Source organism: Streptomyces viridochromogenes DSM 40736 (assembly GCF_000158955.1).
Lineage (GTDB): Bacteria > Actinomycetota > Actinomycetes > Streptomycetales > Streptomycetaceae > Streptomyces > Streptomyces venetus.
The window spans coordinates 437,164-452,840 of the sequence record NZ_GG657757.1 but is presented as its reverse complement, the minus strand read 5'-3'; the positions used below and the strand labels follow the sequence as shown (position 1 = coordinate 452,840).

Here is a 15,677-nt window from a genome sequence, read left to right as displayed (position 1 = left end):
GTGTCGGCCACCCTGCCGGGACAACTTCTCCAAACTCTCTGAGAACGCCCCCTCACACCCGTACTCAGAGGGAACTCAGAGCTGGTCCTCGCCGGCCGCGAGCGGCAGCCGCAGACGGAATGAGGTGCTGCCGGGGCCGCTGGTGACACTGATCGTGCCGTGGTGGGCGGTGATGACGGCGTCCACGATCGCCAGCCCCAGGCCAGTGCCGCCCGTCCGGCGCGAGCGGCCGGGGTCGGCCCGGGTGAAGCGGTGGAAGATCTCTGCCTGGAGGGCCTCGGGAATGCCCGGCCCGTCGTCGGCGACGGTGATCTCGGCGTGGTGCGAGCCGGGGGCGAGCGACAGGGTCACCCTTGTACCGGGCGGGGTGTGGATGCGGGCGTTGGAGAGCAGGTTGGCCAGCACCTGGTGCAGCCGGTGCTCGTCGCCCTCGACCACGACGGGTTCCTCGGGCAGCTCCAGCTGCCAGTGGTGGTCCGCCGACAGGGCACGGGCGTCGTCCACGGCGTCGAGGGCCAGGCGTGTCAGGTCCACGGGTTCGCGTGCCAGGGGGCGGCCCGCGTCCAGGCGCGCGAGGAGGAGCAGGTCGTCGACCAGGCCGCTCATGCGCCGCGATGTCGCCTCGATGCGTTCCAGCGAGTGCCGTACCTCGTGCGGCAAGGGGCCGGGGTGGCGCAGGGCCAGGTCGGTGTGCGCGCGGACCGCGGCGATCGGGGTGCGGAGTTCGTGGCTGGCGTCGGCGGCGAAGTGGCGCAGGCGTTCCTCGCTGGCGTGGCGCCGGGCGAGGGCGTCACCGACGTGGCCGAGCATGCGGTTGAGGGCGGTGGCGACCCGGCCGACCTCCGTGTGCGTGTCGCTGTGGGGGACCGGGGCCGGCATGGCGACCTCTCCGGTGGTCAGCGGCAGACGCGTGACCTCGGTCGCCGTGGTGGCCACCCGTTCCAGAGGTCGCAGGGACAGCCGGACCCAGGCCGCGCCCGCGGCGGCGGTCGCCGCGAGAGCGGCGCTGAAGACGACGGCCTCCACCGCCACCAGCCGGTGCACCGTCTCCTCGACGGGACGCAGCGGCAGCCCCGTGACCAGGACGTCGCCGTCGTCGCCCCGGACGGTCGCCAGGCGGTAGCGGCCGGGCAACGCGGACAGATGGGCGCTGTGCCCTTTGCCGTCCGTCGGCAGCGACGCCAGGACCCGGCTGTCGGCCGACGTCAGGTGGACCGCGGCGTCGGTGTCGTCGTCGACCACGGCGGCATGGGTCGGGTGGGCGGCCACCAGCCGGGCGCCGAAGGTGCCGTCGGCCTGGCCGCGGGTGTCGGGCGCGTTGTCGGCGTCGGGACGGTTCTCGTGCTCCAGGCTGGCCGCGAAGCGGCCGCCCGTCATGGCGAGCTGCTGGTCGATCCGGCCGATGAGGAAACTCTCCAGGGCGACGACGGTCGCGACACCGATCACCGCGCACGCCACCGCCAGCAACACCACGAGACCGGTGGTGAGCCGCAGACGCAGGGAGGCCGGCCTGGCCCGCCGGGCGGCGAGCGCTCGGCGCAGCGCGGCGCGTGGGCGTGGCCCGGACATCGTCACGACCGGTCCTGTTTGAGGACGTATCCCACTCCGCGCACCGTGTGGATCAGCGGGGCCTGCCCGGCGTCGATCTTCTTGCGCAGGTAGCTGATGTACAGCTCGACCACGTGGGCGCGCCCCCCGAAGTCGTAGGACCACACGCGATCGAGGATCTGCTCCTTGGACAGCACGCGGCGCGGGTTGCGCATCAGGAACCGCAGCAGTTCGAACTCGGTGCGGGACAGCTCGACGATCCGGCCGGACCGGGTGACCTCCCGGGCCTCCTCGTCCATCACCAGGTCCGCAACGACGAGCCGCGGAGCGTCGGCCTCGCGCGACATGCCCGCCCGGCGCACGAGACCGCGCAGTCGCGCCAGCACCTCCTCCAGGGCGAAAGGCTTGGTGACGTAGTCGTCTCCCCCGGCGGTGATGCCCGCGATCCGGTCCTCGACGGCGTCCCGCGCGGTCAGGAAGAGCACGCAGACCTGCGGGATCCTGCGACGCAGGGCGTGCAGCACCCCCAGTCCGTCGGTGTCGGGCAGCATCCAGTCCAGGACGACGGCGTCGGGGTGGAAACCGTCGGCCGCCTCCAGCGCGCCCGCGCCGTCGCAGGCGATGCGGACTTCCCAGCCCTCGGAGCGCAGCGCGGCGCCCAGGACGTCCGTCAGGTCGGGTTCGTCGTCCACCACCAGGACGCGGACGGCGCCGCCGTCGAGCCTGCGCAGCGGAGGGGGAGTGGTGTGGTTCGGCGTGGTGCTCATCTTGCTTCAAGCATCGCGCCTCCTGAGCGGTTCCGAACGGGCGGAAGCTTCTGAGTTTCCTCTGAACTCCGCGAGGGAACGCCGGCCCGTGGCGGCCGGGGGTGCTTCGTCTCCCGAATGCTCTTCACCGGCGGTTCGGCAAGGGACGACCGCACCGGTTCACGGGCCGCGACACATCCCCTGCCCGGGTGGGCCGAACGTCCTCGGTTGTGGCCCGACCGCCCCTGCCGACCGCGGCGCGGGGGTGCGACCGTGACAGTGATAGCCCCCTGCTGCACGACGTGGCAGCCCGGAAGATTGGCGGTGGGGATCATGGAACTGCCCTTGGTCGTGGGCGTCGACGGGTCGGACGGCAGCATCCTGGCCGTCGACTGGGCGGTGGAGGAGGCCGTACGCCACGGCCTGCCTGCCGTTGCGTCTGGTCTACGGCTCCCAGTGGGAGCGGTACGAGGGTGCGGTGCCGTCGCTGACCCGGCAGCGACCGTCGGAGGAGGTGATGGCGCAGCACATCGTCGCTTCCGCCGAGGAACGCGTCCGGAGGCTCAATCCTGATGTCAAGGTGTCGGTCGAGACGGTGCCCGCGGAAGCGGTGTCCGCCCTGCTCGGTGAGGGCGACAGCGCAGCCGCCCTGGTGACCGGCTCGCGCGGGCGCGGAGAGCTGCAGGGAGCCCTGCTGGGCTCGGTGGGTCTCGCCGTCGCGGCACGTGCCCACTGCCCGGTCATCGTGGTCCGTGGCGACAAGGCCGCTCTGGCCGGGACCCACCGGCGGATCCTGCTCGGAGCCGGAGAACCCGACACGAGCGGTGAGGCCGTGCGGTTCGCGTTCCGGGAGGCCGAGGCGCGTGGATGCGTGCTCGACATCGTCCGCGCCTGGCGCTTCCCGGAGCGCGAGCAGGCCGGGCATCCGGCTCCGGTGGAAGAGCCCGGGGAGCACGAGGCCCAGGCCTCCGAACTGATCGACAGGCTGGTCGCCGAGGCAGCTGCCGATCATCCGGCCGTGCGCGTGAACCGGGTGACGGTCGAAGGGCCGGCCCGCAAGGGTCCCTCGTGCACCGCTCGGCCGCCGCGGACCTCGTGGTCGTCGGCGCACGGCGCCGGTCCGGCCACTTCGGCCTCCAGCTCGGCCGGGTGAGCCACACCCTGCTGCACCACGCCGCCTGCCCCGTGGCCGTCGTCCCGCAGCGCGTCTGAGGCACCGGGCGCCCGGGACCCGAGACGCGCGGACAACGGCCGCTTCGCCACGCGTGGGGGTAGCCACGCGTGGGGGCTGCCCGAGTGCCCGGTCATTGCCCGAGCGCCCGGTCATCGCAACTCACGGGGCGAGGGAGAAGTAACTCTCCTCTTCCTGGGCGAAATGCAGGCGCAGCACGGTGTTCAGGCCGTAGAGGCACGCCCGCAGGTCGTCGAGCTGCTCGGGGGCCAGCCCACGGGCCGCGTGGGCGAGGCGCAGATGCGTGGCGATACGCCGGGAGAGACGCTCGATCTCCGCATGGGCACGGCTCATGGTGGCGGTCGCCTCGGGGCCGCCGAGGGCGGGGGCCAGTGCGGGGTAGAGCCGGTGCTCCTCGGCGTACTCGTGCGGCAGCAACCGCTCCGTGAGCAGCCGGTGCGCTTCCTCGACCGCCGCGAGTGCCCGGGGGCCGGGACTGTCCGAGAGGCGGTCGGCAGCGTCGCGCACGGCCGTGAGGACGTCCTGGAGGTCGTCGTGCTCGGCGGCGAAGCGGTGGATCAGCGCCTCGGCATCGGGCGGCAGCGTCGGGCGTCCGGTCCGGTCGGTGCGCAGGGCCCGCAACGCGTTGAGGATGACGGCGACGTCGATGCCCTCCTGGAGCAACGCCCCCACGGCCGGCGGCAGCAGTCCGGCGGCCGCCGCGGCCATCGCCGCCAGGGACAGCAGCATCCCGCCGAGGGCGCTCTGCACCGCGATGCGCCGGGCACGGACGGCGATGAAGACGGCGTCGGCCAGACGGTCCACGCGATCGGTCGTCAGCACGATGTCGGCAGCCTCGGAGGAGGCGGTGGAACCGTGGGCGCCCATCGCGACGCCCACGTCGGCGGCGGCCAGGGCGGGGGCGTCGTTGACGCCGTCACCGACCATCACGGTGACCGCGTGGTCCCGCTCCGCGCGTACGGCGGCGACCTTCTCCGCCGGGCCGAGCCCGGCGCGCACCTCGTTCAGACCGAGGAGGGCCCCGACCTCGCGGGCGGGCGCGCTCCCGTCACCGGTGAGCATCACCAGCCGCTCGATGCCCGCCGTACGCAGGTAGCGGAGGGTGCGCGGGGCGTCCTGGCGCAGGGGATCGCGCAGGAGGACCGCGCCGCCCGGCTCTCCGTCGACGGTGAGCCAGGCGACGGCCGCGCCCTCGAGGAGGGCACGGTTGTCCACCGCTCCTTCCCAGGGCTGCCGGGTGTCCGCCGAACCGGCGCGACCGATGGAGACCCGGTGCCCTTCCACCGTGCCGGTGGCTCCTCGGCCGGGTTCCTCTGTGACGTCGGCGGGAGCCGGCAGCTCCAGCCCCCGTTCCCGGGCCGCCTCGACGATGGCCCGGGCGAGCACGTGGGGCGAATACTGGTCGACCGAGGCTGCGAGCCGGAGCACCTCCGCCGTGGTCCGGCCGGGTGCGGCGGTCACGTCGAGGACGCGGGGACGGCCGCGGGTGAGGGTGCCGGTTTTGTCCAGCAGCAGGGTGCGGGCTCGACCCAGGTTCTCCAGCGCGCCTCCGTCGCGCACGACCACGCCGAGGCGGGAGGCGCGGGAGAGGCCGGAGACGATCGCGACCGGTGCGGCGAGCAACAGGGGGCACGGAGTGGCGACGACCAGGACCGCGACCGCCCGCACAGCGGAGCCGCTGGCCAGCCATGCCAGTCCGGCCACGAGGAGCGACAGTGGCAGGAACCATGCCGCGTAGCGGTCGGCCAGCCGTACAACGGGCGCGGACTCCGCACCGGCCCGCTGGGCCAGCCGCACGATCCCGGCGTAGGTGCTGTCCCGCGCGGTCGCGGAGGCGCGCAGGTCGAAGGCGCCGCCGGCGTTCACCACGCCGCTGCGGAGTGCTTCACCGCAGGCCCGTTCGACTTGGACGGGCTCGCCGGTGAGCACGGACTCGTCGAGTACGGCGGCGGCACTCCCGACGGTGCCGTCGACCGGAACCACCTCGCCCGGGCCCACCACGAGCAGGTCGCCGGCGGCGACCTCGTCCAGTGGCACGGTGCGCACTCCCCTGCCCGTGCGAAGGCGTGCCGAACTCGGTGCGTGTTCCAGCAGGGCGCGCAGGTCGCGGGTGGCCCGTCGCCGGGCGGTGGCTTCCAGCATGCGCCCTGAGGCGAGCATCAGCGCGATCAGAGCACCGGCCAGGTACTCGCCCACGGCCAGGGTGCCGCCCAGAGCCAGGACGGCGATCAGGTCCACGCCCGCGTGCCCGTGTCGCAGCGCCGCCAGCACCCACCACACGGCGGGTACGACCGCGGCCACCGTGCCCAGCCCCCAGAAGAAATCGGCGAGGCCTTCGGCGCCGGAGAGCCAGGCGACCCCGCCGGCTGCCAGGGCAGCCGCCGTGACCAGCAGCAGGACAGGTTCCACCCGCGGTGCCGAGCCCGCGGGGGCGAGGCGGCGCAGCCGGTTCGTGAAGAGGGAGATGTCCATGGGCTGACCTCGGGTGGGTCCGGCGTGTCCTTGCCGTGTCGGTCCCGACCATCACATCGCGGCGGACCATGTCGGCGGCAGGGGGCACACAGCCCTCGCTCGGGGCCGCTCGGCCCCGAGCGAGGGGCACTGATCCACTTCGCTCAGCCCGGGCCGGTGGGCGGTGTGCCCGGCGACCGGCCCTTCGGCGATGGGGCCGAACGGCCGGGTCGGGGGACCTGTGCCCCCTGCTCCGTGACCACTGCGCGGCGCGAACCTGAGGGCGGATACCGATTCAGGAGGTGGACAGCATGTTCCGTTCCGTCCTGGTGGGCTTGGACGGCTCGTCCGAGAGCCGGGCCGCAGCGGAATGGGCGGCCCGTGAGGCGAAGCTGCGTGGACTGCCCCTGCGGCTGGTGCACGTCTGGGAGCCCGTACCGGAACCGATGGCACAGGCACCGCTCCTTGGCGCGGAGACCCAGCAGCACTGGAGCGAGCGGATCCCGCGCGAAACCGCCGAAGGGCTCCAGTCGCGTCACCCGGGAGTGGACGTGACCGCGGTCCACCTGAACGGCCGGCCCGGCGATGTCCTGGTGGACGTGGCGAGGGACGCCGAACTGCTGGTTCTGGGCTCCCGCGGGCTGAGCGGGGTCGGAGGGTTCATGGTCGGTTCCGTGGGCCAGGCCGTCATTGCGCGCACCGAGGCGCCGGTGGTGCTGGTGCGCTCCGGGGAACAGGCGGCGGACGAGCACACCATGGATCCGGCCGGCATACCGTCCGCGGCGACATCGTTCCGTCCGGTGCTGCTCGGACTCGACATCCGAAGCCCGGACGACACGGTCATCGCCTTCGCCTTCGAGGAGGCGGCCCGTCGCCGAACGGCCCTGCGCGTCCTGCACGCCTGGAGCCCTCCGCCGTACAACATCTACGGCCTGTCCGACCATGTGAGCGTGTATGACGAGCTCGCCCGGGAGAAGGCGGCCGAGCTCACCGACGCGCTGCGCCCCTGGCGGCAGAAGCACCCGGCCGTCGAGGTGATCGAGGCCTCCCGGGCAGGCAGCGCCGCGGACCAGATCGCCAACTCCTCTCGCAATGCCTCCCTCGTTGTCGTGGGCCGACGGATCCGGCGCAGCCGCTTCGGCGCGCACATCGGTCCTGTCGCGCATGCCGTGCTGCACCACGCCGTCGCCCCGGTTGCCGTGGTGGCACATGCGTGAAGAGCGGCACCCGTCGTCCGTCCGGGACGCTCACAGGCCTGCCGCGTGGTCGGCGGGGACACAGGTCCGCAGGTCGGGCGGCGGGTGGTGGTTGCCGAGCGCCCTCATGGCCCGCGCTGCCAGTAGTAGGGGAGTCCGTGCAGGGCCGGCTCCTCGGGCGACAGCCGTGGGTCGTCGAAGCGGTAGGTGAGGTGGTCGACGACGGCGACCACGCCGTCCGTCTGACGGCACATCTCCACCGCCGTCGACGCGTCGACACGCCGTTCCAGCTGTCCGGTGAGGATGACCACACCCTCGTGGACGTCCACGTCGACAGCATCGGGCGGCAGCCCCAACGCCCGCCCCAGCACGTCGTCCCTGATCGCCTGTCGGATCTCGGCGTCCGGGCGCAGGAAGACCTGGAGCAGATCGCGGCGGGTGACGATACCGACGAGCCGCTCCTCGTCGTCGACGACCGGCAGTCGTTCCACTCGGTGGTGTGCCATGACGCGCGCCGCCTCGACGGCGGACGCGTCGCCGTGGACCGTGATGGCCGGGCGGGACATGAGCTGACCGGCTGTCCGGGCGTGGGCCCTGGCCTGGCGGGCGCGCGATCCCGGCGTCCAGCGCGGCCGGCGGAACAGCCGTCGCGGCCCGGACGGGCCGGGGGCCTCCGCCTGCCTGGCCATCAGATCCGTCTCGGAGATCACCCCGAGGACCTTCTCGTCGTCGTCCACCACCGGCAGGCCGCTGATCCGGTGCTCGGCGAGCAGCCGGGCCACCTCTTTGAACGGCGTGCCGTACCCGGCGCGCACGACGTCGGCTGCCATGAGCGCGCCGACCTTGTTGTGCCTCATCGTGTTCCGCCTCCTTCATCGGTGCACGGACCCACAGGTCAGCGGAGCCGCCGCAGATAGGGTTCGTGGGCGCGTCGTTTCAGCAACCGGATCCGCGCGTCCAGAGCGGTGATGTTTTCAGGCCGGGCGAGGACCGGATTGAAGTCCGCCTCCGCCAGTTGCGGCAGGTCGCCCGCCATCCGGGACAACCGTGGCAAGAACTGCTCCAGCCGGGAGATCGACCGGGCGGGTGCCGTCACGTCCGAAGAGGAGCGGGCACCGGGCAGTGCCGGTGTCGCCGTGCAGTCCGGCGCTTCGCCGTACCCATCCTGTGGCCCTCGGCTCACTTACATCACACCTCCGTTCGCCGGTGGGCCATAGGGCCGGGCGGCCCCGAACGGGAGACCGTCCGGCTCGTCTTCGCGCAGCGGCGGCGCCCGACATCTCCGCCCAGAACGTCGTGTGCGTGAGGACGAGCCGACGGTGAGCGGCGGGCCTGCGCTCCGGGCGAAGGAGTACAGCAGCACGTCGTCCCCGGGCCCGCCCCTGGCACGGTTCTGGTCGACTTCCGCAGGGAGGCGGGCAGGCTCCGGCGCCAGCATCGGCCAGGCGTGCGCCCTCTCCTTCGGGGAACACCCCGAGCCCCACCACAGCGCACGCCGGCCGACGCGGATCGTGCCGGGGCCTGTGCGGGGACGGAAGTCCGGGCATGCCGGGACCTTCGGCCCTGTGCCCGGGACCGCTGCCGTTCGATGGTGGGACCAGGTGGAGAACCCGTCGGCGATCTGCCGGAGGCCGGCTCATGGGCACGCGAAGCCCACCGTGTGCATCGGGTCCGCCCCCGGCCCCGCAAGCACCACTGCAGGCGAGGCCGGACCTGCTGAGACGTCCGTCCGGCAGGTTCGAATTCCTGTTCGGGTTCACGGATGAGACGCCTTCGGGTTCACGGATGAGACGTCAGGAGGTGCCGGCCATGACGAGGACGGTCGTCGCCGGTGTGGACGGTTCACCCGAGGGTCTCGCCGCGGCCGACTGGGCGGCCAGGGAGGCGCTCCGCCGAGGACTGCCGCTCCGGCTCGTCCATGCCTGGGAGGGGGGCCTGCCGGCGGACATCGCCCCGGACGCGGTGCTTCCGGAGCTGAGGGCGCCTCAGTATCGCGCCATGCGCGTGCTGCGCAGCGTCCTCGACCAGTTGGTCGAGCGTTATCCGCAGCTGTCCGTCTCCGCGGAAGAGGTGTGCAGGCCGCCCGTCTCCACTCTGCTCGCCGAGTCGGAGAACGCCGATCTTCTCGTCATCGGCAGTCAAGGCCCCAGCGGCCTGGGCGGATTCATGTCGGGGTCGGTCGCCATGGCCACCGTGGCCCGGCTGCAGCACGCTGTCGTCCTGGTACGGGAGGGTGAGACGGCCGAGGCGGAGCATCTGCCGGGAGTCGACGGGAAGCCCTCGATCCGCATGCCCTGCCGCGACGTGGCGGTCGCCGTCGGCCTCGACGAACCGTCCCACGACGTCCTGGACTTCGCCTTCCACGCCGCCGACCTGCGCCGGGCACCGCTGCGCGCCGTGCACGCCTGGCGCGTACCCGTCTCTCACGGTCTTCCGGACGCCGAGGCACGTGCCCGAATCAGAGGGGTGGCAGAACGCGAGCTGGCCGCGCTGCTCGCACCGTGGCGCGAGAAGTACCCCACCGCCGTCGTCGAGGAGCTTCACGAGGGGTGGCCGGCACACGTCCTCGTCCGGGCCGCGTCCGGCGCGGGCCTGGTCGTCGCGGGCAGCCGCGGACGCCGTACGGCGTTCGGCCCCCACACCGGTCCGGTCGTACACGCCCTGATCCACCACGTGCACTGTCCGGTCGCGCTGGTGCCGCACGACTCCAAGGGACGGCCGAGCATGAGGTGACGGCACCGCGTCGGCTCTCGGCCCCTCACAGGCCTGCCGCGTGGTCGGGGACGTAGGTGCGCAGGTCGCGCGGCGGGCGCTCGTAACCGGTCGAGGGCGGCCGGTCCGGTAGCTCCAGCACCGGAGGAGGCGCCTCGTGGTACGGCACCGAGTGCAGCAGATGGGCGATCATGTTGAGCCGGGCGCGGCGTTTGTCGTCGCTCTCGACGACGTACCACGGTGCCTCGATGATGTCGGTGTGCACCATCATCTCGTCCTTGGCCCGCGAGTAGGCCTCCCAGCGGCTGATCGAGTCCAGGTCCATCGGTGACAGCTTCCAGCGGCGCAGCGGGTCCTCCAAGCGCTTCCGGAAGCGCTCCTGCTGCTCGGTGTCGCTCACCGAGAACCAGTACTTGCGCAGCAGCAGGCCGTCCTCGACGAGCATCCGCTCGAAGATCGGGCACTGCCGCAGGAAGAGCTGGTGCTCCTCCGGTGTACAGAAACCCATCACGTGCTCGACGCCGGCCCGGTTGTACCAGGAGCGATCGAACAACACGATCTCCCCGGCGGCCGGCAGGTGCTCGACGTATCGCTGGAAGTACCACTGGGTGCGCTCCCGCTCGGTCGGTTTCGGCAGCGCGGCGATCCGTGCGACCCGCGGGTTGAGGTGCTCGGTGACCCGTTTGATGGTGCCGCCCTTGCCGGCCGCGTCCCGCCCCTCGAAGACGACGACCAGCCGGGTGCCCTCGGCACGCACCCACTCCTGGAGCTTCACCAACTCCGTCTGCAGGCGCAGTAGTTCCTTTTCGTACACCTTGCGCCGAACCCTCACCGCCTCGTGGTCCGACATGCCGCCTCCCGTTCCGCCGGGTCCTCGGGACACCGTTCCGGCACCGTACTGCCCGGCCGGGGGTCCCGCACGGCACGCGAGGTGAGTGGGTCAGCCTTCGGGGGCCTGCAGGTCCCGGGCCACCATGGCCGCCCAGGTGCCGATCCGCTCGAAGTCGCGGAAGTCGCCGCCCCTTCCGGATTTGACGATCATCCGGGCGATGCGCCCCTTGACGTCGCCCTCCAGGCGTCCTCCGAAGGTCGCGTGCCCACGCGGATCGACGTGGTACATCACCCGTCGTACCCCGGGTGCCGGAGGGATGTTCCGCTCGGACGCCGAGGGGTCGAGGGGGCCGCTGCTGAACAGCCACACCGGCCGCTCGGCCAGGGCTTTGCGGTGCCGCCGCGCGAAGCGGCGTGCGTCCCGCTGCCAGCGGCCCCCGTAGAGCCCGCCACCGAGGACGACCGCGCCGTACGGCACGAGGTCGGCCACGTCCGAGGCGGGCCGTACGTCCACGTCCAGTCCCTCCTTGGCCAGGACCTCACCGATGTGCTCGGCGATCTCGGCCGTCGAGCCGTTGGTGGAGCCGTAGGCCACCAGCACTGTCCCGTTCATGATCGCTGCCCTCCTCACGGCCGCACTTCCAGCCTCGGTCCCCGAAGGCCGCGAGCCGATGGGCCGGACGGGCACGAAGGGGGCCGACGGTCCCGGTCCGGCGCCCTGACACCCGTCGAGTGGCCGGCGTGGACGGAACCGAGGGAGGCTGGAGGCAGGCGGCGATCCAGGTGTGCGCGGCGGACGGGAGAGACCCATGAAGGTCGGAGTACTGACCGGCGGCGGTGACTGCCCGGGCCTGAACGCCGTGATCCGCAGCGTCGTCCGCAAGGGCGTCCAGGAATACTCGTTCGACTTCGTCGGCGTACGGGACGGCTGGCTCGGTCTGCTCAAGAACGACGTCGTTCCCCTGGACATCTCCAGCGTGCGGGGGATCCTCCCGCGGGGCGGGACCATCCTCGGGTCTTCCCGTACGAACCCGTTCAAGCACGAGGACGGGCTGCGGCGGGTGCGGGACACCCTCGCCGCGCACGAGGTGGACGCGCTCGTCGTGATCGGCGGAGAGGACACGCTGGGGGCGGCCACGGAGCTCAGCCGGCAGGGGATCGACCTGGTCGGTGTGCCGAAGACCATCGACAACGACGTCTCGGGCACCGACTACACCTTCGGCTTCGACACCGCCGTCGGCATCGTGACGGAAGCCATCGACCGCCTGCACACCACCGCGGAGTCACACATGCGCGCCCTGGTGGTCGAGGTGATGGGGCGGCATTCCGGATGGATCGCCCTGCACGCGGGCATCGCAGGCGGCGCCAACGTGATCCTCATCCCGGAGCGGCCGTTCGACATCGACCAGGTCTGTGAGCAGGTGAAGCGCCGGTTCGAGATCAACTACGCGCCGATCGTCGTCGTGGCCGAAGGGGCCGTCCCCAAGGAGGGGCAGATGATCCTCAAGGACCAGTCGCTGGACGAGTACGGCCATGTGCGGCTGTCCGGCATCGGTGAATGGCTGGCCCAGGAGATCTCCGCGCGCACCGAGAAGGACGCCCGCACCACGGTCCTGGGTCACATCCAGCGCGGCGGCACCCCGAGCGCCTTCGACCGGTGGCTGGCCACCCGCTTCGGACTGCACGCCATCGACGCGGTCAAGGAGGGGGACTTCGGCCGCATGGTCGCCCTGCGGGGCACGCGGATCGTCCGCCTCCCCCTAGCCGACGCCACGGGGGAGAACAAGGTCGTCGACCCGTCGCTGTACGACGAGTTCGGCGCGTTCTACGGCTGAGCCGTCACATGGCGTGCGGCACGAGCACCAGCGGGCAGCGGGCGTGGTGCAGTACGGCGTGTGTGACCGGACCGAGTCGGCCCTCGGCCGCCCGGGGCTCGGTGCGGCGCCCCACGACGAGGAGGCCCGCGCTCCGGGAGGCGTTGAGGAGGGCTTCCGCGGGGTGGAGCAGCATGACGTCGGCGTCGGCCGTCACCCGCGGGTACTTCTCCTGCCACGGACGCAGGGCGTCGGAGAGCCGCAGAACCTCCTGGTCCTCCCAGATCGCGCGGTCCTCCTCGGTCACCACGAGGGTCCGGGACGAGACGGACTCGGCGGGAAAGGCCCACGCCTGCACCACGCGCAGACGGGACGCCCGTGCCTCGGCGGCCGAGAAGGCGAAGTCGGCCACCTCGCCGGCCGGCCGGTGCGCGTCGAACCCCAGCACGACCTGACCGGCGCCGCGTACCGGGGGCGCCCCGTCCGCGAAGACACCGGGGCGGGGAGGGACGAACACGGCGGGACAAGGGGCTGCCGCCGCCGTCCGCAGGGCCACCGAGCCGACCGCCAGCCCAGCGAAACCGCCCGTCCCGCGGGTGCCCACGACGAGGAGCCCGGCATCACGTGCCGCGGTGAGGAGAGCCCCGGCCGGGGCGTCGTCGGCCTGCGCGCATTCCACCTGGAGGTCCGGGTGGCGGCGGGTGAGGTCGGCGACCGTCCGCCGGAGCAGCCAGGCGCCCACGTGATGCAACCGGTCCAGGGCCGCGCCCGGAACGGCGGCTCCGGGAAGCGGCGGGGACGCGTGGAGCAGCAGCAGCGGAACGCCACGCAGCAGGGCCTCCCGCGCGGCCCAGTCGACCGCCGCCGCGGCGTACTCGGACCCGTCGACGCCTGCCAGTACAGGGAGACGCATCCTGGCCTCCTTCGTCCGGCCCGCACCGTGGCGGGCGCCCGCAGGCCTGTGGCTTCTCTCCTCCACTGTTCCACGGGCGGTCCACTCCGGCGCCCAGGAGACCCAGCACGCGCTCAGCCGGTCAGCGCTCGGCCCTGCGCGCCCGGTCCGGTGCGGGGGTGCCGTCCCGTCGAGCCGATGCGCCTTGGCTTCGGCGGCCGATGCCGCCCGTCGGGGTGGTGAGGACGGCGAGGCAGGCCATCTTGTGGTTGCCGGCGCCGGCTATCAGGACGGGGCTTGATCGGCGACATCGGCATATAAGGGGGAGTCTTACCAAACCTTTACTGGGTGGATGAAAACTCAACGACTGGACGGTTGCCCGCGCGGTGCCGAACCCGGGGGTATCGACCGGCTGTTCGACATGTGCCATCGTGGGCGCCGGGCGGAGGTGAGTCGCATGACCGGCGCGGACCCCGGGCTGTTCGGCCCCGGCTCGGTGACCTGGCAGGCGCACGGAGACCCCATGATGTGGATCGCCGGCGTCCGGGCGCTCTACCTCCAGGCCCTGCACCCACGCGCGGTACGCGGCGTCATGCAGAACTCCGACTTCCGGCGGGACGCCTGGGGCCGTCTGATGCGCACCGCGAACTTCGTCGGCACGACGACGTACGGCACCACCGAGGCCGCGGAACGGGCCGGCGCCCGGGTCCGGAAGATCCACAGCATGCTGACGGCGACCGACCCCGGCACCGGGGAGCTCTACGGCGTCGACGAACCCGGCCTGCTGCTGTGGGTGCACTGCGCCGAGATCGACTCCTACCTGGACGTCCTGCGCAGATCGGGGTTCCGCCTCACCGACGCCGAGGCCGACCGCTACGTCGGCGAACACCGGCAGAGCGCACGCCTGGTGGGCCTCGATCCGGCCGTCGTACCCGCCGACCGGGCCGAGCTCGCCACGTACTTCGAGAAGGTGCGCCCCGATCTGGCCGCCGGACCCGAGGCACGCGCAGTGGACGACTTCCTGCTCCGCCCGCCGACGCACCCCCTTCTCGTACCGGCGCGCGAGGTGCTGTGGCGGCGCGTGGCACACCTGGCGTACGCCTCTCTGCCGCCGTACGCCCACGAGCTGTACGGCAGACCGGCCCCCGCACCCGCCACCGTCACCCGGCAACTTCGCCTCACCGGTCTCCTGTTGCGCCGCGTTCCCGCACGTCTGCGGTGGCAACTCCCGCCGAAACACATCCTGCGCGCCATGGCGAGGCTCGGCCCCGACGCGCGCCCGGCACCGTACAAACTCGGACGATAGGCAGCCATACTGGGTGGGCCATGGGGAGGGGCGGGCGAACAGCTACCGGGGGGAGCGTCGCGCGACATGGGGGACAGCAGACTCATCCACGGCCGGTACCGGCTGCTCGACCTGATCGGGCGCGGCGGCATGGGCGAGGTGTTCCGGGCACGGGACGAGTCCCTGGGCCGGCACGTCGCCGTCAAGTGCCTCAAACCGCCGGGCCCCCAGCACGACCACGCCTTCACCCGCGTACTGCGGGAGCGGTTCCGCCGTGAGGCCCGGGTGGCCGCCGCCCTCCAGCACCGGGGCATCACCGTCGTGCACGACTTCGGCGAGTCCGACGGCGTCCTCTACCTCGTCATGGAGCTGCTGGACGGGCGCAACCTCAGCCAGCTCCTGGAGGACAACAAGCAGCACCCGCTGCCGGTCGCGGACGTCGTCGAGATCGCCGAGCAGGTCGCCGCCGCCCTGGCCTACTGCCACGAACAGGGCATCGTCCACCGCGACCTGAAGCCGGCCAACATCGTGCGGATCGGCGACGGCACGGTGAAGATCTGCGACTTCGGTATCGCCCGCCTCGGCCACGACATCGGCTTCACCTCCCGGCTGACCGGCACCGGCATCGCCATGGGCACCCCGCACTACATGTCCCCGGAGCAGATCAGCGGCGCCGAGGTCGACCAGCGCAGCGACCTCTACTCGTTCGGCTGCGTGCTGTACGAGATCGCCACCGGGGTACCGCCGTTCGACCTCGGCGACGCCTGGGCGATCCTCGTGGGCCACCGCGACACCCCGCCCCGCCCGCCGCGCGAACACCGGCCCGAACTGCCCGGGTTCCTCGAGCGGGTCGTCCTGGACCTGCTCGCCAAGGAGCCCGGACAGCGCCCCGGCGACGCCCGCGAGCTGGCCCGCCGCATCAGCGCGCACCGTGGCGCGCCCGGGTACGTACCGGCCGTCCCGGCGGCCCGGCACGCCCCGGACGCGTTGGCGCACGCGGGACGGCTGCC

12 protein-coding genes and 2 pseudogenes are annotated in these 15,677 nt (G+C 72.6%); 6 read left to right on the top strand and 8 right to left on the bottom strand.

Going from position 1 to position 15,677, the window contains the following annotated elements; translation table 11 throughout:
* Positions 1–75: 75 nt before the first annotated feature.
* On the bottom strand, positions 76–1,569 hold the full coding sequence (locus tag SSQG_RS02100) for a sensor histidine kinase (protein ID WP_003988024.1): 1,494 nt from the start codon (positions 1,567–1,569) through the stop codon (positions 76–78).
* A 2-nt stretch (positions 1,570–1,571) separates the two neighbouring features.
* Entirely contained in the window at positions 1,572–2,315 is a 744-nt protein-coding gene (locus tag SSQG_RS02095) for a response regulator transcription factor (RefSeq protein WP_003988023.1), read from the bottom strand.
* A 312-nt stretch (positions 2,316–2,627) separates the two neighbouring features.
* Between SSQG_RS02095 and SSQG_RS02090 the strand changes: the two are divergent.
* Positions 2,628–3,506: pseudogene (locus tag SSQG_RS02090) on the top strand (universal stress protein).
* Positions 3,507–3,627: 121 nt separating this feature from the next.
* On the opposite strand, the gene SSQG_RS02085 reads toward SSQG_RS02090, so the two are convergent.
* On the bottom strand, positions 3,628–5,958 hold the full coding sequence (locus tag SSQG_RS02085) for a heavy metal translocating P-type ATPase (protein ID WP_003988021.1): 2,331 nt from the start codon (positions 5,956–5,958) through the stop codon (positions 3,628–3,630).
* 290 nt (positions 5,959–6,248) lie between these two features.
* Between SSQG_RS02085 and SSQG_RS02080 the strand changes: the two genes are divergently transcribed.
* Positions 6,249–7,154, top strand: coding sequence for a universal stress protein (locus SSQG_RS02080; RefSeq protein WP_003988020.1), 906 nt, complete (start codon positions 6,249–6,251; stop codon positions 7,152–7,154).
* A gap of 104 nt (positions 7,155–7,258) precedes the next feature.
* On the opposite strand, the gene SSQG_RS02075 is transcribed toward SSQG_RS02080, so the two are convergent.
* Entirely contained in the window at positions 7,259–7,990 is a 732-nt protein-coding gene (locus SSQG_RS02075) for a CBS domain-containing protein (protein WP_039931787.1), read from the bottom strand.
* A gap of 38 nt (positions 7,991–8,028) precedes the next feature.
* A pseudogene (locus SSQG_RS42385) lies at positions 8,029–8,251 on the bottom strand (acetate--CoA ligase family protein); the annotation flags it as partial.
* A 691-nt stretch (positions 8,252–8,942) separates the two neighbouring features.
* Here SSQG_RS42385 and SSQG_RS02070 point away from each other — a divergent pair.
* Complete coding sequence (locus SSQG_RS02070) at positions 8,943–9,866, top strand: universal stress protein (protein ID WP_003988016.1); 924 nt, start codon at positions 8,943–8,945, stop codon at positions 9,864–9,866.
* Between the two features lie 25 nt (positions 9,867–9,891).
* Here SSQG_RS02070 and ppk2 read toward each other — a convergent pair whose 3' ends face one another.
* Positions 9,892–10,695 (bottom strand): polyphosphate kinase 2, encoded by an 804-nt coding sequence (gene ppk2, locus SSQG_RS02065; protein WP_003988015.1) that lies wholly within the window; start codon positions 10,693–10,695, stop codon positions 9,892–9,894.
* 90 nt (positions 10,696–10,785) lie between these two features.
* Positions 10,786–11,289, bottom strand: coding sequence for a flavodoxin domain-containing protein (locus SSQG_RS02060; protein WP_039931785.1), 504 nt, complete (start codon positions 11,287–11,289; stop codon positions 10,786–10,788).
* A 196-nt stretch (positions 11,290–11,485) separates the two neighbouring features.
* Between SSQG_RS02060 and SSQG_RS02055 the strand changes: the two genes are divergently transcribed.
* Entirely contained in the window at positions 11,486–12,511 is a 1,026-nt protein-coding gene (locus SSQG_RS02055; protein ID WP_003988014.1) for a 6-phosphofructokinase, read from the top strand.
* Between the two features lie 4 nt (positions 12,512–12,515).
* Here the strand turns inward: SSQG_RS02055 and SSQG_RS02050 are convergent, their stop codons facing one another.
* The gene (locus tag SSQG_RS02050; protein WP_039931783.1) at positions 12,516–13,403 is read right to left on the bottom strand and encodes a universal stress protein; all 888 of its coding nucleotides are present in this window, start codon (positions 13,401–13,403) and stop codon (positions 12,516–12,518) included.
* A gap of 436 nt (positions 13,404–13,839) precedes the next feature.
* Between SSQG_RS02050 and SSQG_RS02045 the strand changes: the two genes are divergently transcribed.
* Positions 13,840–14,688: an oxygenase MpaB family protein gene (locus tag SSQG_RS02045; protein ID WP_039931781.1), complete on the top strand. Its 849-nt coding sequence runs from the start codon at positions 13,840–13,842 to the stop codon at positions 14,686–14,688.
* Between the two features lie 66 nt (positions 14,689–14,754).
* Positions 14,755–15,677, top strand: a 923-nt coding sequence (locus tag SSQG_RS02040; RefSeq protein ID WP_158680983.1) for a serine/threonine-protein kinase, incomplete at its 3' end; no start/stop codon positions are given.